This window comes from Paenibacillus sp. Y660 (genome assembly GCF_057221575.1).
Genome location: NZ_JBXBBJ010000006.1, coordinates 45589 through 64113 on the forward strand (window position 1 = coordinate 45589; position 18525 = coordinate 64113).

The 18525-nt window shown below is 48.9% G+C and carries 14 protein-coding genes; 2 read left to right on the forward strand and 12 right to left on the reverse strand.

The annotated features are described in order from the left end of the window. Positions 1-146 precede the first annotated feature (146 nt). The 8 genes from AC2TDN_RS09430 to AC2TDN_RS09465 form a co-directional block, all read right to left on the reverse strand. Complete coding sequence (locus AC2TDN_RS09430; protein WP_484687779.1) at positions 147-1028, reverse strand: urease accessory protein UreD; 882 nt, start codon at positions 1026-1028, stop codon at positions 147-149. Continuing rightward, the gene (gene ureG, locus AC2TDN_RS09435) at positions 1028-1756 is read right to left on the reverse strand and encodes an urease accessory protein UreG (protein WP_484687780.1); all 729 of its coding nucleotides are present in this window, start codon (positions 1754-1756) and stop codon (positions 1028-1030) included. Before ureG ends, AC2TDN_RS09430 begins: the two co-directional genes overlap by 1 nt. A 24-nt stretch (positions 1757-1780) precedes the next feature. Next, positions 1781-2473 (reverse strand): urease accessory protein UreF, encoded by a 693-nt coding sequence (locus AC2TDN_RS09440; RefSeq protein ID WP_484687781.1) that lies wholly within the window; start codon positions 2471-2473, stop codon positions 1781-1783. A gap of 41 nt (positions 2474-2514) precedes the next feature. Then, positions 2515-4230: an urease subunit alpha gene (gene ureC / locus AC2TDN_RS09445; RefSeq protein ID WP_482066503.1), complete on the reverse strand. Its 1716-nt coding sequence runs from the start codon at positions 4228-4230 to the stop codon at positions 2515-2517. Beyond that, positions 4227-4595 (reverse strand): urease subunit beta, encoded by a 369-nt coding sequence (locus AC2TDN_RS09450; protein ID WP_482066502.1) that lies wholly within the window; start codon positions 4593-4595, stop codon positions 4227-4229. The genes ureC and AC2TDN_RS09450 overlap by 4 nt, the downstream gene beginning before the upstream one ends. 87 nt (positions 4596-4682) lie before the next feature. Further along, the gene (locus AC2TDN_RS09455) at positions 4683-4988 is read right to left on the reverse strand and encodes an urease subunit gamma (protein ID WP_482066501.1); all 306 of its coding nucleotides are present in this window, start codon (positions 4986-4988) and stop codon (positions 4683-4685) included. Positions 4989-5396: 408 nt separating this feature from the next. Continuing rightward, positions 5397-6494, reverse strand: coding sequence for a sensor histidine kinase (locus AC2TDN_RS09460; protein ID WP_484687782.1), 1098 nt, complete (start codon positions 6492-6494; stop codon positions 5397-5399). Next, on the reverse strand, positions 6484-7188 hold the full coding sequence (locus tag AC2TDN_RS09465; protein ID WP_484687905.1) for a response regulator transcription factor: 705 nt from the start codon (positions 7186-7188) through the stop codon (positions 6484-6486). The genes AC2TDN_RS09460 and AC2TDN_RS09465 overlap by 11 nt, the downstream gene beginning before the upstream one ends. 241 nt (positions 7189-7429) lie before the next feature. On the opposite strand from AC2TDN_RS09465, the gene ilvD reads away from it, so the two are divergent. Further along, positions 7430-9115 carry a dihydroxy-acid dehydratase gene (gene ilvD, locus AC2TDN_RS09470; RefSeq protein WP_482066499.1) on the forward strand — a complete coding sequence of 562 codons (1686 nt, stop codon included), beginning with the start codon at positions 7430-7432 and terminating at the stop codon, positions 9113-9115. A 78-nt stretch (positions 9116-9193) separates the two neighbouring features. On the opposite strand, the gene AC2TDN_RS09475 is transcribed toward ilvD, so the two are convergent. After that, a complete protein-coding gene (locus tag AC2TDN_RS09475; RefSeq protein WP_484687783.1) occupies positions 9194-10597 on the reverse strand; it encodes a polysaccharide deacetylase family protein in 1404 nt (467 codons plus the stop codon). 166 nt (positions 10598-10763) lie between these two features. Between AC2TDN_RS09475 and ytvI the strand changes: the two genes are divergently transcribed. After that, the gene (gene ytvI, locus AC2TDN_RS09480; protein ID WP_482066497.1) at positions 10764-11915 is read left to right on the forward strand and encodes a sporulation integral membrane protein YtvI; all 1152 of its coding nucleotides are present in this window, start codon (positions 10764-10766) and stop codon (positions 11913-11915) included. Between the two features lie 628 nt (positions 11916-12543). Here the strand turns inward: ytvI and AC2TDN_RS09485 are convergent. The 3 genes from AC2TDN_RS09485 to AC2TDN_RS09495 all read right to left on the reverse strand — a co-directional run bounded on the left by AC2TDN_RS09485 (position 12544) and on the right by AC2TDN_RS09495 (position 18470). Continuing rightward, on the reverse strand, positions 12544-14604 hold the full coding sequence (locus AC2TDN_RS09485) for a peptidoglycan D,D-transpeptidase FtsI family protein (protein WP_484687784.1): 2061 nt from the start codon (positions 14602-14604) through the stop codon (positions 12544-12546). 189 nt (positions 14605-14793) lie between these two features. Beyond that, on the reverse strand, positions 14794-17010 hold the full coding sequence (locus tag AC2TDN_RS09490) for a methyl-accepting chemotaxis protein (protein ID WP_482066495.1): 2217 nt from the start codon (positions 17008-17010) through the stop codon (positions 14794-14796). 197 nt (positions 17011-17207) lie between these two features. Beyond that, on the reverse strand, positions 17208-18470 hold the full coding sequence (locus AC2TDN_RS09495) for a peptidase U32 family protein (RefSeq protein ID WP_484687785.1): 1263 nt from the start codon (positions 18468-18470) through the stop codon (positions 17208-17210). Positions 18471-18525 lie beyond the last annotated feature (55 nt).

Here is an 18525-nt window from a genome sequence, read left to right on the forward strand (position 1 = left end):
TCTAATATCTCAGCTCTCTATATTATAACGTTCAATTATAAGATTAACTAATACTGTTGCTAAATATTTGTTTTTGATGGCTTGCAGCAATAAAAAAAAGCCCGCCAACTGAAGTTGACAGACCTAATTTTGCTAAGTCCCCTTCCTTATCCCTGCAAAAAACGAAGCGGAGGCTTGCCCAGCAGCCCTTTGCGAGCCGTCTGCCAAAGCTCCTGCATAAGCTGCTGCAGCGGCCAAGCAGCCGTAGATGCGGCGGATACCGCTACCCCGAACCGATGCGTCATCGACGCTCCTGCAAGCACCTTGCGGCCAACTGGTGCCTCGAAGCTATCCAGCTTCTCCTGCAGCTGCTCCAGATGTGCTTTGTTCACAAGATCAGAGAACAAATAGAAGGTAGCCATGTGGGTCATCTCATCCCAGCAGCCAGGAGCCGAGATCGCTTGCCTTACCGGCTCGATCCGCTGACGCTGCGAGAAAATGAGCTCCCCTCCGTAATGTAGCGTAAGCGAATTATGGTATGAACGATAATCGAAGCGCTCGCCGCGGAGAGTTCGGCCGGGACAAAGCACATCGGCTTGCATCCACACCGAGCCCTCCTTCAAGCGAACGATCGACTCATTCCGAAACGCAGCGTCCTTATACAGCATAACCGGCTCAGGCATATGCTCAACAACTGCACCCTCATCAAGGGTAAACGTCTGCATCATGGAGGAGCCTCTGCTCGGTGTGCTCGGATGTACCTTCGTATACGATTGGTTCGTAATCATGACATGGGCAGCAGTCTTAGCCGTCCATTCCATTTCATATCTGTCGCCGTCCAGCAGGCCGGGCGATACGTCCATGACGATAACGCCAAGCTGCCCTTCCAGTGGAAAAGCTTTCGCTATTTTCATTGGCGCGGTGTGGTATTTTTTCTCGATGATCGTTTGCCCCCGCGAACTTGCAAAGGAAGCGCGCAGCACGGATGTTCTAATCTCCGAAGAACACTCATGCAGCCTTGTCGTTTCGGCAGCTTGCGCCCGTTCCATTAGGACGCGGAGTGACGGTGCTCAGCAGGAATGCTCGTTAACTGGATGACATGCGAATGCTCTGTACCGCGCGCATGTGCAATCTCATGGGTCAGCCAGCTTACGATCTCATCCACGCCGTCTCCGCCGAACAGATTCGAGAATACGAATGGACGGTCGCCGCGCATCTTCAGCGTATCCGCCTCCATCACTTCAAGGCTTGCGCCTACGTAAGGCGCCAGATCGATCTTATTAATAACGAGCAAATCCGAGCGCATAATGCCGGGACCGCCCTTGCGCGGAATTTTCTCCCCTTGGGCAACGTCGATGATATAGATAAAGCGATCAACAAGCTCCGGGCTGAAGGCAGCCGCCAGGTTATCGCCGCCGCTCTCGATAAAGATCAGATCCAAATGGTCAAACCGCTGCTCCAGCTCCTCAATAGCTTCAAAATTCATCGAAGCATCCTCGCGAATCGCCGTATGCGGGCAGCCGCCCGTCTCTACGCCGATAATGCGCTCTTCAGGCAGAACGCCTGTGTTGAACAGAATACGAGCATCTTCCTTCGTATAAATATCGTTCGTAATAACTGCCACGCTGAATTTCGTGTGAAGCTCGCGCGTGAGGCGTTCAACAAGCGCTGTCTTTCCGGAGCCTACCGGTCCGCCAATACCGATTCGAATCGGTCTTGAGCTATCGATCGCTTTGCTTTCCCATTCCTGATGCGTATGTCCTTGTCCTTGGCACATTTGTCATTCCTCCAATTTATATAGTTAAGACATAAATAATCGCGAATACAAACGTTCATGACGCATCATCGAGAGCTCCGCCATCGGCATATTGGAATACGCCTCCTCCGGCGCAAGCTCCCTCGCAATCTCCAACGCTTCCTCCGTCAAGGGAGTCAGCCTTGCAATTAACGATTGCCCCTCTGTCTGTCCCATTGACATTAGCCGCAGAGCGCTGTTGATACAGGTTACGATGCATGTATAAAAGTAGCCCTGTATTGCCTGTTCTTCCGATACGCCCAGCTGCCAGCAGGCATAGCCATGCGCAAGCGGATGGGAGGCGAAGCATTTGCCGGCGCGCATCGCCTCCGTCAGTGGCGAAAAGTCCAGCTGCGGATGTATGGCTGAAGCAAGCTGCAGCAGCCGCCGCCCCATTTTCTCCACGCCGCTGCGGGTTTCCGATGCCACTCTTTGCAAATGAACCATCCGTTCAACCGACCATAGACGCTCCCAATTCGCTTGCGGCGCATCCCGGTAAACCGCCTTGATGATCATCGCATCGGCGCTTGCCCAGCTTTGCATAAGCATAGCGGACGCATAAGCATAAAGCTGGCCGGAGTTGTTTATCCTGCCGTCCTGCACCATCGTCTCGAGGCCAAACGAATGCGAGAAGCCTCCGATCGGCAAAGCCGAATCGAGCAGCTGCTGCAAAGCGAGCCATCTAACATGATCCTTCATTATCGTTTGCCCCTCCCATCCTCTGAGGCACTAATCATCCGCTAAAATAAGAAATAACGCTGCGCCATCGGCAGCACCTCTGCCGGCTCGCAGGTTACATGCTCGCCATCCACAAGCACATGATACGTTTCTGCATCTACCTCTAGTTTTGGCGTTGCATCGTTATGGACCATATCCTTCTTCGTTACCGTGCGGCAGCCCTTCACCGGCTCAATCCGTTTCTGAAGCCCCAGCTCCTTGGCGATGCCGCGGTCATACGCTGCCTGAGAGACGAACGTAATCGAGCTGCTGTACACCAGCTTCCCGAAGGAAGCGAACATGGGACGGCCAAATACCGGCTGCGGCGTCGGGATCGAGGCGTTCGGGTCGCCCATTTGGGCAAACGCGATGCTGCCGCCCTTTAAGACTAGATCCGGCTTAACTCCAAAAAACATCGGATTCCAAATGACGAGATCAGCGTACTTGCCCGCTTCCAGCGAGCCGACCAAATGGGAGATGCCATGAGTGATCGCCGGATTAATCGTATATTTTGCAATGTAGCGCTTAATGCGGAAATTATCATGCTGCTCGTTGTCCGGCGTTAACGGTCCCCGTTGCTTTTTCATTTTATCAGCGGTTTGCCATGTCCGAATAATGACCTCCCCGACGCGGCCCATCGCCTGCGAATCGGAGCTGATCATGCTGAACACGCCCATATCATGCAAAATATCCTCTGCGGCAATCGTCTCCGGCCTAATCCGCGAATCGGCGAATGCAACATCCTCCGGTATGCTGCTGTCCAAATGATGGCAAACCATCAGCATATCCAGATGCTCTTCGATCGTGTTGATCGTAAAAGGACGCGTCGGGTTCGTCGAAGAAGGTAGCACGTTAAGCTCGCCTGCCGCAATGATAATGTCAGGCGCATGGCCGCCGCCCGCACCTTCTGTATGATAAGTATGAATCGTTCTCCCGCCGATCGCGGCGAGCGTATCCTCTACAAAGCCCGCTTCATTCAACGTATCGGTATGGATCGCGACCTGAATGTCGTACTGATCCGCCGCCTGCAAGCAGGCATCGATGGCCGCTGGCGTCGTGCCCCAATCCTCATGCAGCTTCAGCCCAATCGCACCCGCTTCGATTTGCTCGATGAGCGGAGCAGTGAATGAAGCATTTCCTTTGCCTGTAAAACCGATATTCATCGGAAAATGCTCAGCCGCCTCCAGCATCCGTCTCATATGCCATGCACCCGGTGTAACCGTCGTGGCATTCGTACCCGTTGCAGGACCGGTACCTCCGCCGATCATCGTGGTTACACCGGAGGATAGCGCCGTCTCGATTTGCTGTGGGCAAATAAAATGAATATGCGCATCAATGGCCCCTGCCGTTACGATTTTGCCTTCTCCTGCGATGACCTCTGTGCTCGCGCCAACGATCATGTTCGGATGAACGCCATCCATAATGTCTGGATTGCCCGCCTTCCCGATGCCGACAATAAATCCATCTTTAATGCCGATATCCGCTTTCACAATGCCGGAATGATCGATAATAACCGCATTCGTAATAAGCGTATCCAGCACGCCCTCATCACGCATGGCACCGCTTGATTGCCCCATGCCGTCACGAATGACCTTGCCGCCGCCGAACTTGCATTCGTCACCGTAAACGGTATAGTCATGCTCGATCTGTGCCCATAGCTCCGTATCGGCTAGGCGAATTGCATCTCCGGCAGTAGGTCCGAACATAGCCGCATAGCTTCGTCGATCCATCTTCGTCATCCGCCTTCACCCTCCCAAGCCGCGAGTCGGACTCGCACTGCATCAGGCATAGCGCCTGACTCGGCTTTCCCTTGGCTTAAGCCGTTCAATCCATAGGATAGCTTCGCGCCGCCAAGCTCTACAACAGTCACAGGCTTCTCCTCGCCTGGCTCGAATCGCACCGCTGTACCAGCGGCAATGTGAAGCCGCATGCCAAACGCTGCCTCGCGATCAAACTTCAGCGCACGGTTGACTTCAAAAAAATGAAAATGAGAGCCTACTTGAACAGGTCTGTCTCCTGTATTGACTACAATTAACTGCTTCGTTAGGCGTCCTGCGTTTAACTCAATTTCACCAGCGGCTGTGCGATATTGTCCTGGTATCATCCTGCCAAACGCTCCTCTCTCCTAAGTTCTCGCTCTAACATGAATGGGACCCTAATCGATATGCTGCCCTTATTGCCGTTTGTCATCTTAACCCGAAATCGGGTAATGGATGGTGACGAGCTTCGTCCCATCTGGGAAAGTCGCTTCTACCTGTACCTCATGTATCATTTCCGGAATGCCGGGCATGACCTGCTCCGGCTTCAATATTTGCGTTCCGAATTCCATTAATTGCGCAACCGTCATCCCGTCGCGCGCGCCTTCCATAATTTCAGAGGTGATGAGCGCAACACTTTCTGGATAATTAAGCTTCACGCCGCGGTTCATCCGTCGTCTCGCCAAATCCGCAGCGATTGTAATGAGCAGCTTTTCTTTTTCACGTTCAGTCAACTGCATGTTGTCACCTCTCTACCCGTAATCATTTCATTATAGACAGCAAATAATAGTAAGTAAATCTTCTTACGTCATATATTATGACATAAAATATAAAAATCCAGAAAAAGCGCCCTGTGCTTCTCCTAGATTTAACATCATGTTTACACAATTAAACGGGTAGGAATAATCAACTAAATTCGATAAGCTCTAAGTATTAGCCTGCCATTCATGTTCGTCTATTATCCTGCCTGGATACCTAACTTGCTTTGGATATGACCGATCAAGCTTGTCAAACCACGAATTGTACTTTCTCCCAAATGATCTTTCGTACATCGCAAACGATCCCCTTCCGCTTTCACTTCCATACGACAAAGTATAGAAGCTGGAGCTTAAGGAGACCGTAACCGAATCATAAGAAAACCTTAAATATTATTTAATGATAGGCAAGGTTACCCGAAAAGCAGTTTGTTCGATGTCGCTCGTTACCGAGATTGTGCCGCCATGCTTTTGAATGATGCTTTTTGCTATCGCAAGACCAAGCCCCGATCCACCAGACCACTGCGTGCGCGATTTGTCCACCCGGTAGAAACGATCAAAAATATACGGCAGATCGGAGGTCGGAATCGGTTCGCCGTAATTGATAACCTCAACGACAGCATCCTTTTCCTCCGTATGAACCGTTACTAACAGACGTTTGCCTTCTTTGCCGTAGTTCATTGCATTAGCGATCAAATTTTCAAATACGCGAACAAGCTTTGCGGCGTCCCCTTTGACCATGACGAACGTCTCCTTCGCATCCAGCTTGCTCGCCATACCCGCTTCCTGAAGAGGCAAATGGAATTGTACCAGCATTTGTCCCAGCATTTCGATTAAATTGAAATTTCTCACCTTGAGCTCTGCCGAATCGTACCGCATTCTCGTATATTCAAACAAATCATTTATCAATACATTCAAACGCTTTGATTTATCATAAGCAATTTGAACATAATGGCGCAGCTCTACTTCATCTCTATAGCGATCCTGTTCTATGAGCCCCAAATAACCAAGCACGGACGTAAGGGGCGTGCGAAGGTCATGAGAGACATTCGTTATTAATTCATTTTTTGTCTGCTCGGCCTTTCGCTCCTCTTCAAGCGCATGATGAAGGCGATCAGTTAAGCTGTTTACGTTAGCTGCCATAGGACCAAAAATGCTGCGTTTGCGAACTTCTATTTTATAATCCAAGTCAAACGTCCCATCGGCAATCCGTTTAACCGTCCTATTCAATTGGCTAAGATATTGAAACAAGCTCCACTGTAAAAGAATGAAATAGAAAAAAAACAAGAGAAAGCCTGTTCCAATAAAAACATAACTGCTGTCAAATATAGATAAAACAATACGAACGATATCGCGTACTAGACTTACATTGTCCGCAAGCCACATACTGATATTCATTAAGATGTAAATCGTAATAATCGAAAGCAATACGCTTCCGAACAAATGGAGCAGCGAGCGTCCAACTATTTTTCTAGCGAGATTATCCTTCAATTTTATAGCCTACCCCCCACACCGTAACGATCATTTTATCGCCCAGTTCCTTCTCGAGCTTATCCCTGAGCTTGCTGATATGAACCATCACCGTATTATTGGAATCAAAATATTTTTCTTTCCATACCTGCTGGAATATATCCTCCGCGCTAAACACTCTGCCCGGCTGTCCCGCCAGCAAAAACAAAATGCCAAACTCAGTGGAGGTCAAATGAAGCGATCTTCCTTCAACCTCAGCGGTATGGCTCAGCTTATCGATGCGAAGCGGTCCAAGACGCAGCTCCTTTTCCGAACGGGAAGTGCCGCTGCCTTCCGCTTTACCGCTATACTGATAGGATCGGCGAAGCAAGGAGCGGACACGTGCGATAAGCTCAAGCGGATTAAAGGGCTTGATCATGTAATCGTCAGCACCAGTCATCAGTCCCATTATTTTATCCATATCCTCCGCTTTCGCACTAAGCATCAGAATAGGAACCGATTGGTCCCGCCTCAAACGCCTTGTCGCCTCCAGCCCATCCATGTTCGGCATCATAATGTCCAAAATGACCAAATCAAACGGATTTTTCTCATATGCAAGCAGAGCCTGCTCACCGTCATATGCCTTCTCCGTCGCAAAGCCCTCGTTCTTTAAATATATTTCAATGAGATCAGCAATTTCCCGCTCGTCATCTACAATTAATACTCTTCTTTCCATCATCGATGTCCTCCTCGATCTCTATACTGTTATTCTCATTGTGTCCGATGAGCCTACTATACATGAATATCCTTCGACATGTCCCGACGGTTGGCGCAAATTCACAATGTTTAAGTGTTTCTTAATGTTTTTTTAACGTTTGGCAGATAAGCCCTTGCCTGCTCCCGTTATAGCCAACGCTTGTCCATTGTGATAAAATCGAGAGTATTGATATTTTAATAAGCATATAGGGGGCACTTACATGGCGGCCAAAAGAATGCGTTCTGACATGATCAAAAAAGGATTCGACCGCGCACCGCACCGGAGCTTGCTTCGCGCCGCAGGCGTTAAAGAAGAAGATTTCGACAAGCCGTTTATCGCGGTTTGCAACTCGTATATTGATATTATTCCTGGTCACGTTCATCTACAGGAGTTCGGCAAGCTGGTTAAGGAAGCAATCCGCGAAGCTGGCGGCGTTCCGTTCGAATTTAATACGATCGGCGTGGATGACGGTATTGCTATGGGTCACATCGGCATGCGATACTCCCTTGCCAGCCGTGAGATCATTGCGGATTCGATCGAAACTGTCGTAAATGCGCACTGGTTCGACGGTATGGTCTGTATTCCAAACTGCGACAAAATTACGCCAGGCATGATCATGGGCGCGCTTCGCGTCAACATCCCGACTATGCTTGTAAGCGGCGGACCTATGAAAGCGGGCAAAACCTCCGATGGCCGTTCCATCTCGCTCTCGAGCGTATTTGAAGGCGTTGGCGCTCACCAAGCGGGCAAAATCAACGACGATCAATTGATGGAGCTTGAACAATTTGGCTGTCCTACTTGCGGCTCATGTTCGGGTATGTTTACAGCTAACTCCATGAACTGCTTGGCGGAAGGTCTTGGACTTGCATTGCCTGGTAACGGCACGATCCTAGCTGTAGCCCCAGAGCGTAAAGAGTTCGTTAAAGACGCAGCTCGCCAATTGATGAAAATTATTGAGCTTGGCATCAAGCCGCGCGATATCGTTACAAAAGATACGATCGACAACGCATTCGCGCTTGATATGGCGATGGGCGGATCGACGAATACCGTGCTTCACACACTGGCTATTGCGCATGAAGCTGGCATCGAGTATCCGATCGAGCGCATCAACGAAGTGGCTGAGCGCGTACCGCATCTTGCTAAGATCGCTCCGGCATCGGATTACCACATTGAAGATGTTCACAATGCAGGCGGCGTAAGCGCTGTTCTTAACGAGCTCTTCAAGAAGGAAGGCGCTTTGCATGGCGACTGCTTGACGGTTACGGGCAAGACGCTTCGCGAGAACGTAATCGGCTGCGAAATTCAAGATACAGATGTTATTCGCACGATCGACAACCCTCATACAGAGCGTGGCGGCCTTGCGGTATTGTTCGGCAACCTTGCTCCTAACGGCGCAATCATCAAGACAGGTGCAGTCGACAAATCGGTTGGCGGCTATCACAAAGGCCCGGCAATTTGCTTTGATTCACAGGATGATGCGCTTCACGGCATCGCGAATGGCAAAATCAAAGAAGGCCATGTCGTAGTCATCCGTTACGAAGGACCGCGCGGCGGCCCTGGCATGCCGGAAATGCTAGCTCCTACCTCGCAAATCGTAGGTATGGGTTTAGGCGCGAAGGTTGCACTTGTAACTGACGGACGCTTCTCTGGCGCATCTCGCGGCATAAGCATCGGCCACGCTTCACCAGAAGCAGCTGAAGGCGGACCTATCGCATTCGTACAAGACGGCGACATCATCGAGATCGATATGAACAACCGTACGATGGATCTTCTAATCAGCGACGAAGAGTTCGCGAAACGCCGTTCCGAATGGAAAGGTTTCGAGCTTAAGATCAAACGCGGCTACCTAGCGCGCTACGCTCACCTCGTTACTTCCGCCAGCACTGGCGGCGTAATGAAAATGTAATTACGGCTATTAACCTCCATATAGCAGAACAGCCATTCAAGGATAATCCCTTGAATGGCTGTTTTTTTCATCACTAATTTAGATAGCTGTTGTTTTCGTACCTAGCTGCGCAGCTTCGTCGGCTGCCGCGCTTATTCTTCTCTCTACAGCATCGCTTAGTCGCTCTGCTTCCTCTTGCATCTTGTTCAACTGTACCGTCGTATAACGCCTGATCGTATTGACCGGCATCAGCAGCATGCGAGGTGAAATCGTTTCTCTTCTTTTCTTGCCCTTTGCTGATTTCTCCGTATTCGTAAGCACTCTAATCAGAATGCGCAAATAAATGCGTGTTGATTTGGCGAACCAGCCCTCTGGAAGCTGGAATATTTCAAAACCGAGCCGATCAGCCCCGCGATGGATCATCGTCACGCCATAGACTGCTTTAATGTCATTCGCCTCGTGATCTTCCGCCAGCTGATTGGCAAGCAGCGGAAGCGCCTGCTCCACTTCGCGAAGCATCCGGATACCTGTAGCTACCGGCGATTTGGAGGTCGCTGCGATTGAAGAAAGCTTTTTGTTGTCAAAATGCAATTCGGCAATGCGGTCGCCCTTCTCCACGCGTCCGCCTTCTGCCAGCTCAATGTTTTCACCATGGTAAGTTGTCACGCGATAATGAAAAGCGGCATCCTTAACATCGCCCACCGTTTTGAGACGGAAAATAACGTGAAACGCCCTCTCCCACAGCAGCCAAAGCGATATCAGCGCTTTTTTCCAAATGGAGGAGCTTACCGTTCTCGCTTCGTCAGTCAGCTTCATCATTTCCTCTATTCCTACAAATCGATAGCCGCGCCTTGTGCCTTCCTCTAAATAGGCTTCAAGGGCGATAAGCATATTTTGGGGAGCATCTTTATCTGCTCCAAGCGTCATGCCGCAATCATGCAGGAGCATAACTTCACCGGGTCTTAGCTTCTTCAGCATCCGCTTCTTCAGCTTATCCGAACCAAGCCGAATCCGCCAATCACCGAACATAGCCGACCATAAAATAATTTGCAAATAACCTAAATTCGCATAATCAAATACGTTTACGATTCCCCAAGGCGGCCGATAATAAGCCGAACGCACACCCGTTGCATCTTCAATGAGGTCAATGGTACGCTCGATTTGACGTTTGACCGTTCGAGGCCGCATCAGCCAATTCGATTTATGAACGTAATTATGAATGCCTAGGTTATGGCCCTCTTCCTTCATCCGGCGCAGCAAATCTTCCTGTCCTTCAGCATGCGAACCAACAATAAAGAAGGTCGCCTTCGCATCATAGCGGGCGAGAAGATCGAGCAGCTTCGGCGTATAAACCGGATCTGGCCCATCATCAAACGTAAGGGAAATTTCCTTTTCTACACAGCCCTTCTTAAAAACGCGAAAGCCAAATGTACGGCTAATAAGTCCTGGAAGAAACGCATAGAAGGTTGCGACGTATAATCCCCATAACAGCAAATTTTCCATTTTGTTTTCCCCACCGTTACATGATTTAGTCGACGAATGGATAGCGGTACAAAACAACAACAGTAGCTTTAATTGTAGCATATCGCAATAAAAAATAGGCAGCTTTTTAAAAACTATAGTACAATCTTTATGGAAATATGAATATGGAAAAAGAAGGAGTATTATTATGCTGCCCTTTTACAAAAAGTATTGGCGAACCGCTTTCGACATCGCACTCATTGCTTTAACCGTCTATTTAATAATGTATTCCTTCAGTTACTTGTACCGCATCGCAACTCCAATATTTTTTTCTTTTCTTATCTTTTTATGTATCGAGCCGCTGGCAAGGCGATTAAACAAGCTTGGCATGAAAAAATCAATCGCATCCGGCATTTCCATTTTGCTGTTTACGCTCGTTATACTGGGTGCCTTCTCAGGTGCCGCTTATCTGATCACGAAGCAAGGTCAGGAACTGTATTCGAACATCCCGAAATATCAAGAAATTCTCGTTACTCAAATTGCCAATATTACCGAAGAAGCACAGAAACGACTAGGCACGATACCCGATGATCTTGATTTGGTGCAGCGCTCCAAAGATTTAATCGAGGGGGCTTCATCCACTTTTGCGAAATTTGGACAAAACGTATTTAAAAACCTAATCGTCTACGTCTCGTCTATCTCCACCTTTGTCTTTAATTTTATAGTCGGTATTATACTAGCTTATTTCTTAAGCATCGAAATTACGACATGGAAGCAAACCGCGGAGGACAAAACGCCAAATACGTTTAAAACAGCCTTCTTCTTCCTTCGCAACAATGTATTCAAAGGCATTGCGCTCTACATTAAAGCGCAGGCAAAAATGATCAGCATCACCTTTATCGTCATCCTGATCGCGCTTATTTTGCTAAGAGTAGAAAATGCTTTCGTCATAGCCGTCGTATCTGCCATCTTCGACATCCTGCCGCTGCTCGGCGTTGGCACGATCTTCATACCATGGATTATTTATTTGATCATCGTCGGCAAAATCACATTAGCGATCTGGTTATCCGCCCTGTTTCTTTTCGTCGTGCTTACCCGTCAAATTCTTGAACCAAAGATTACTGGCGATTCCTTAGGTGTATCTGCTTTCACGATGCTTGCCTTCATGATCATTTCGCTATCGCTTTTCGGCGTTGCCGGCGTCATTTTATCTCCGATTCTGATGATCCTACTCAAGGCGCTGTACGACCAAGGCTATTTCCACCGCTGGATTCATGCTCCGCTTGGCGAATTCGACAGCCCCTCTACCGGGTCGTATGTTGATACCTTGAAGCGTGATGAGGAGAAGGGGAAAGAATGAAGATGGTGATGGAGAGAGATAACGTTAAGATAAGGACTTTAAGATAAGGACTTTAAGATAAGGTTATTTTGAGATAAGTGATACTTTTGAGATAAGTGATGCTTTTGAGATAAGTGATGCTTTGAGATAAGTGATGCTTTGAGATAAGTGTTATTTTGAGATAAGTGATGCATCGAGATGAACGATTATTTATCTAAAGAGCCAAGCTGTTTCAGCGCGTAAATGACCGCTGATGAGCTTGGCTTTTTTGTTGCAGATTGCTTGCTACAAACCATTGATGCGACTCGGTGGTTTGTGTGGGTTTGTGCGGCACTTCCGGTCTTCAATGGATTAGACTGATTTGATTCGGTTGACTTTTTACAGAGCTGCTTCAGCACTGGAACAGTTCATTGAGCTTCACTTCTCTGTCTACGTTGCAGTTTCTGCAATGGAATGGACTGATTCGACTCGGTTGACTTTTTACACTGCAGTTAGTACAACAGAATCGACTTATTCATCTCTTCTGAGGAGATTTTGATTGATTTCTATTGCATAACTGCACTCTAATCAACAAATAGCAAAGTCATGTCAGTTTCAGTTGTATTAACTGCAATGTAGCCGAGCAAGGAAGCTAGAACGGTACTCCGAACTAGCTTCCTTCTTGGCTGGAAATACGGGCGGCGATATCCATGACGCCGCGGAAAAGCTTTGTCGCCTGATGCGAGCTGCCAGGCGGCTTGTTTTCGACGAGCACGGCTATTGCGTAGCGAGGCTTTTTGACCGGGCCGTAGCCTGCAAACCACTGGTGGTTGCGGGCGATTCCGGCCCGAGTCGTTTCGGCGGTGCCGGATTTCCCGGCTACCGCCCACAGCCCTTGGCGGATCGAGCGACCGGTTCCGTGGTCGACGACCGCCTCCATGCCGCGCCGCAGCGCATATGCAGTGGCCGGCTTGATCCGGCCACGTATGGCTTGCGCACGCTGCGCGGGCAGCTTTACCATCCGCTGGCCGTTGGCATAGCGGATTTCACTTACGAGGCGCGGCTCCATCACGCGCCCATCGTTCAGCAGCGTTACAATCAGATTTGCCGCCTGAAGCGGCGACATCCTTACATCACGCTGCCCAATTCCGCTCTGCGCGAGCACGCCGCCATCGACAGCCGCAAGCATCGCGGCCTGTTCCCGCGCCTTCTGCGCAGCTTCCATCTTCCCGCTTCGCTTCTCACTCTTCTCGCTCTTCTCACTCTTCTCACTCCCCAAGCGGTTCCCGCTCTTCCCGCTCACCTCACTCCCCAAGCGGTACCCGCTTTTCTCGGTCTTCGCGCTGTACCCGCTCACATCACTCCCGCTCTTCCCGTACTGCTCCCCAACCAGTCCTTCCCTTTCACCCTCAACATTCACGGTGCTCCCCGCAGTTGCAAACAGCTGTCCGCGCTCTTCTTCCTCCAGCAGGCGCAGGGGACCTGAGAAGGGTCCAAACGCTTTGTCACGATGCCAGCCCGCCTGCCTGCCAACACCCAGCGCATCTGCGACTTGTTGCAGCTCGGACGCCTTAAGCCGTTCTGCAATTGTAGCAAACGCAATATTGCATGATTGTGCCAGCCCCTCTTGAAGGGTCAGGCGTCCATGGCCGCCCTCCTTCCAGCAGGACAAGCCGTATTTACCGTATTCCCCGTTGCAAGTAAACGTTTCATGCTGCGTCGCCACGCCTGCCTCCAAGGCAGCTGCCTCTGTAACGAGCTTGAATACGGAGCCGGGTGCTACAGCCTTAAGCGCATGATTAGACCACTCAGAGCCATCCGAGCTTTGGAACTGTCCAGGCTTTAGCTGCGGGCGTGATACCATGGCGACTATATCCGCGTTGTTCGCATCTAGCACCACGATCGCCCCCTCCTTCATACCCTGTTCATCCACATAGTCCTCTATCTCATTTTGCAGCTTCAAATCGATCGTCGTTATCGCCTTCAGCGGATAGTATTGGTTGCCCGGCTGCGTAATGCGCATATCAAGCCCGTGCATAGGCGCGTTTTGCCCGTCTATAAAATAAGAGACAGACGTCGCTCCCACGCCGTGGAGCAGCTTGTCTAACGATTTCTCGAGCCCAGAGCCGCCAACCTGCTCCGCCAGCTTTCTTTTCCCGCTCGCAAGCTCCTTTGCATGCTCCGCTTGCAGCCACTCCGGATGCTGGCTCGTAAAGCCAATTACATGCTTAGCATCAAACTGCGGCAAATATCGATTCCGATAGGGAAGCACGCGTATGCCATTTAGGCTAAGCTCTTTAATCCGCTTTGTTTGGGCAGCCGATAGACGCATTGGCTGCCCTTCTTCTTCCCAAAACACAGGCTCCCGCACTGCATCCCACTTTTGCTGCAATAGCTGTTCGCTCACACCTAATAAACGGCTGAGCTCGCTTAAGTCCTTCGGCTGTCCTCGCAAATCTTTCCTCACGGGGAATAAAGCGACAGCGGAATATGTTTCTCCTGTTATTGGCGCTCCATGGCGGTCATAGAAATCACCTCGACCAGTATCAAGCACCAAATTGCGTTGACGCTGCAGAACCGAAAGCCTCTGCCACCCGCCACGGCTAGCCTGCGGCGAAAGAACAGCCGCTGAAGAGCTTCCCGGCATGAGCTGCAGCCAAGCAAGACGCCCCATATAAATAAGCATGATAACGCTGATCAAGCATGCAGCCAGCCATATGCGTTTAAACATCACCATTCACCATAATGACGGATCTCCTTTTGTTCGCAGCGTAAGCCCATAGGCTGCTGCATGCGATATAAACTTATTATTTCCTTCATGCACCTCCCTCCAAACGTCAAGCACAATTTCTGTATGAAAAAAGAGTCGTTCAGCAGTAAATGCCTGAACGACTCTTCTTCCGTTTAAGGTAATCTCTTGCTATTCGATCTTAAACTGAGCAAGGGAATCCTTGAGCTCACGCGATACCGTATCCAGCTTCTCGGATAGACGTACCATGCCATCGCTTATACTTAGCTGCTCTGTGCTGAGAGAAGCCACTTCCTCGGAGGTTGCGGACGACTCCTCTGCTACCGCGCTTACGTTTGTCATGGCTTCCGACAAAACCGCTTGCGTCTCGTCCAGCTGGCCGATTGAATCTGTAACGAGCTCCAGCTTCTGAGCGAGCTGCCCCATTTGACCAGATACCGTTAAGAAAATTTGATTAGCTTCTTTTACTGAACCAATCTGCTCTTGGAACAATGGATATGCATCTGACAAGACATGTACAGTCTCATCGATCTCGCCTCTGATTTTCTCGGTAATTTGTCCGACTACATCGATTGACTGACGGGATTGATCGGCAAGCTTGCGAATCTCATCGGCCACGACCATGAAGCCTTTGCCCGCAGCACCTGCGCGAGCGGCTTCAATTGTAGCGTTGAGCGACAAAATATTCGTTTGCTTCGTTAAGTTGTTGAGCACGTCCAAAATTTTGACGATGGAGCCCGTGCTTTCCTTCAATGCATCAACCTTCTCAACCATGGATCGCGTCATTTCTTCTGTCATGCCAGTTTTCTGGATGAGAACGCCCATATAAGCCGTTCCTTGCTCACTCGCCTTCCCGACCTCTTGCGCGGAGCGGACCATCTGCTCATTGGCATCAATTACTTTTTTCATCTGCACGTCGATGTTTCCAGTCAAATCCGTGCCCCTCTCGGCTTCAACTGCAAGGCTTGTAGCTCCGCCTGCAATCTCCTCCGTAGCGACCGCAATTTCCTTGGCGGAAAGGGCGGTTTTTCTAGAAGCGTCGCTTAGCTCCGTTGCTGTCAATAACACTTCCTCTGCAGAACGCGTCGTTTGAACGGCTAATGCTGTAATTTGCGTCATCATCAGGTTAAAGCTTTTGCCAAGCTCACCGATCTCATCCTGACGATTGTTTATATCCGAACGAACGGTCAGGTTGCCGCTAGCACCCTCAGTCATCAAGTTGCGAAGCTTCACAAGCGGCTTAGCCACCGTCAAAATAACGAGAATTCCGATCGCAATAGCAATCAGCGCAGCGACGAACACTGTAATCCAAGTCAAATTCTGAATCGCTTTAGCATCTTTTACAAGCTCTTTGACCGGTACTGTACCGACAATCTTCCAATCCATCGATTCAAAGGTTTTGTAAGCAGCAAGCACATCCACTCCATTAGTATTCGTCATTTTCACGGAGTCTTCATGCGCCTTGTCACCTTCTTTCGGAAGCGTGATGTTAACCGCCTTGCCGATCATGCCTGGATCTGCATTCGTAATATAATTGTTGTTCGCGTCTAGAATCTCAATTTGGCTGTCCTTGCCCAGGATGACATCGCTGTAACGATCCGAAATGGATTCTACCGGTATTTCCATCAGCAATACGTAAGAGGCTTCACTAGTCGTCGTATCCTTAATGAGACGGCTTATCCCGATGGTAGGAACGCCGGTAGCGTTTGCCAGTCCTTCTGGCTGAGGCGGAATCCAATGCGCTTTACCCGCTTTTTTTACCGTTTCCATGAACCAAGCTGTCTTCATCAATCTATCTGCGTTGCTGTTGTTGGCCGCACCAGCGGTTATGACATCCAGCTTCGGATTGACTGGCAAAAGCATCATCGAAACAATTGTGCTGTTGCCCATTAAATAACTTTGCATTTTGTCGCCTAAATTACGCGAAGCTTCAAATTTTGCATATCCTTCCGTACTATCAGTCATTTTCCGAACAAACTCATGAAAGCTCTTATCGATTAAGATCTGCAGCGATAAATCCTCATATGTCGTATAAATAACGTCCAAATTATTCGATACTTGCTTGATCGTTTCAAAGCTTGCGTCCGATACCTTATTCTCAATGATCGATTTCGACTTGGAATAAGCCATTAGACCTACAGTCAAGACGCAAGCAATAATGCTGCAAAAAATAATTAAAAATAGCGTCGTGCCGACTGATTTAAGCGGATTTGACAATTTTGTTCCCTTCAAAGAACTTGATGCCAACTTCGCTGCTTGAGAGATCGCCTTTATTCCTGATTGCGCTTTCAATGCTTTATCTGTTTTTGTCTGATTTGAGCTAGTTTGGTCTGCTTTGATCTTTTTCTTCATGAACTTCTTCTCTTTTTGTTCTTCTTCATTTTTCATTTGAAAAGACACCACCTTAAGAATTGAGAGTATGGAAATGGAATAAATAGTTCATTTGTTGGTAGCTAATCTTGCCGGAATATGTATTTACAATATATTATTTATATCGACAGCATCCTGCCGTTTTATAATAATAAAATAAAAAAAAAAGAATCTTATTTTAATGGTAAAATAAGACTCTCCGTTTTTCATGTTTCTTACTTTTTAACAATTTTCTTCCGCATCATATCCATCGTCTTAACCGGCTTAAGCGTACGTATTCGAATATGCTGCAAAGGATGCCTCGCCGCTTCAAGTGCTGAACCATCGGCATCGGTAATTTCGGTTATCGTTTGCTTGAAGAAAGTACCGCCTGGACCAACGAACTCGATTTCTTGGCCTAGCTTAAAATGATTGCGCTGCTGAACAGTAGCAATTCCCGTTTTCGCATCGTAATCTAGCACAACACCAGCAAAATCGTAAGGGGCCGCTTTTTCCTCCGGCTCATAGATATGATCCTCTGCTCCTGGTGTATCAAGGAAAAATCCTGTATTAAGCGGTCGATTCGCAGCCTTATTGATCTCTTCTACCCATTCCCGCTTCAACTCAAAATGCTCCGGATCGGCAAAATAAGCATCTATCGCTTGTCGGTACACGTTAACGACCGTCGCAACATAATGAATGCTTTTCATTCTGCCTTCGATCTTGAAGCTGTCGACGCCAACCTCAATGAGCTCCGGCAAATATTCGATCATGCATAGATCCTTTGAGCCCATCGTAAACTTATCTTCATCCTCGGAGTACATCGGCATATCATCAACAAACAGATCATATTTCCAGCGGCAAGACTGGCAGCAGCCCCCACGGTTAGAGTCTCGATCCGTAAAATGGTTCGAAAGCACGCACCGTCCTGAGAACGATGAGCACATCGCCCCATGGATGAAAGCTTCGATTTCAATATCAACATGCTTCTTGATTTCAGCGATATCTTTAAAGCTTGTTTCACGGGCAAGCACGACGCGCGGCAAGCCTTCATCCTTCCAAAATTGCACGGCCTGCCAATTGAGGGTCGATTGCTGCGTGCTCAAATGGACCTCAAGCTTAGGCGCTACGCGCTGCGCCGTTTCAATGATAGCAGGATCAGCAGCAATGATAGCCGATATACCGGCTTCTTCCAGCGCTCGCAAATAATCCTCTAGTCCTTCAACATCCTCATTATGTGCATAAATATTGGTTGCGACAAATACCTTTGCGCCATAACGATTCGCGAATTCTACGCCTTCCTTCATTTCCTCGAAGCTAAAGTTATCCGCATTGGAACGCAAGCCGTACTTTTGCCCGCCGATGTATACCGCGTCAGCTCCATAATGGATGGCGAATTTCAGCTTCTCCAAATTGCCCGCTGGAGCGAGCAGCTCCGGCTTGTCCAGCCGATTCCGCTTTCCTTGGTAGCGCGGCGTCGTCTTCTCGATTGTCGTCATTTATGTGCACCTCCTAAAGTTTTGCGAAGCAAAACTCTCTTCGTAAGCATTCACT

What these genes read in the sequence shown, in the direction of transcription:
- AC2TDN_RS09430 (WP_484687779.1), bottom strand. Translation starts at nt 1,028, where the DNA reads ATGGAACGGGCGCAAGCTGCCGAAACGACAAGGCTGCATGAGTGTTCT.
- ureG (WP_484687780.1), bottom strand. Translation starts at nt 1,756, where the DNA reads ATGTGCCAAGGACAAGGACATACGCATCAGGAATGGGAAAGCAAAGCG.
- AC2TDN_RS09440 (WP_484687781.1), bottom strand. Translation starts at nt 2,473, where the DNA reads ATGAAGGATCATGTTAGATGGCTCGCTTTGCAGCAGCTGCTCGATTCG.
- ureC (WP_482066503.1), bottom strand. Translation starts at nt 4,230, where the DNA reads ATGACGAAGATGGATCGACGAAGCTATGCGGCTATGTTCGGACCTACT.
- AC2TDN_RS09450 (WP_482066502.1), bottom strand. Translation starts at nt 4,595, where the DNA reads ATGATACCAGGACAATATCGCACAGCCGCTGGTGAAATTGAGTTAAAC.
- AC2TDN_RS09455 (WP_482066501.1), bottom strand. Translation starts at nt 4,988, where the DNA reads ATGCAGTTGACTGAACGTGAAAAAGAAAAGCTGCTCATTACAATCGCT.
- AC2TDN_RS09465 (WP_484687905.1), bottom strand. Translation starts at nt 7,188, where the DNA reads ATGGAAAGAAGAGTATTAATTGTAGATGACGAGCGGGAAATTGCTGAT.
- ilvD (WP_482066499.1), top strand. Translation starts at nt 7,430, where the DNA reads ATGGCGGCCAAAAGAATGCGTTCTGACATGATCAAAAAAGGATTCGAC.
- AC2TDN_RS09475 (WP_484687783.1), bottom strand. Translation starts at nt 10,597, where the DNA reads ATGGAAAATTTGCTGTTATGGGGATTATACGTCGCAACCTTCTATGCG.
- ytvI (WP_482066497.1), top strand. Translation starts at nt 10,764, where the DNA reads ATGCTGCCCTTTTACAAAAAGTATTGGCGAACCGCTTTCGACATCGCA.
- AC2TDN_RS09485 (WP_484687784.1), bottom strand. Translation starts at nt 14,604, where the DNA reads ATGTTTAAACGCATATGGCTGGCTGCATGCTTGATCAGCGTTATCATG.
- AC2TDN_RS09490 (WP_482066495.1), bottom strand. Translation starts at nt 17,010, where the DNA reads ATGAAAAATGAAGAAGAACAAAAAGAGAAGAAGTTCATGAAGAAAAAG.
- AC2TDN_RS09495 (WP_484687785.1), bottom strand. Translation starts at nt 18,470, where the DNA reads ATGACGACAATCGAGAAGACGACGCCGCGCTACCAAGGAAAGCGGAAT.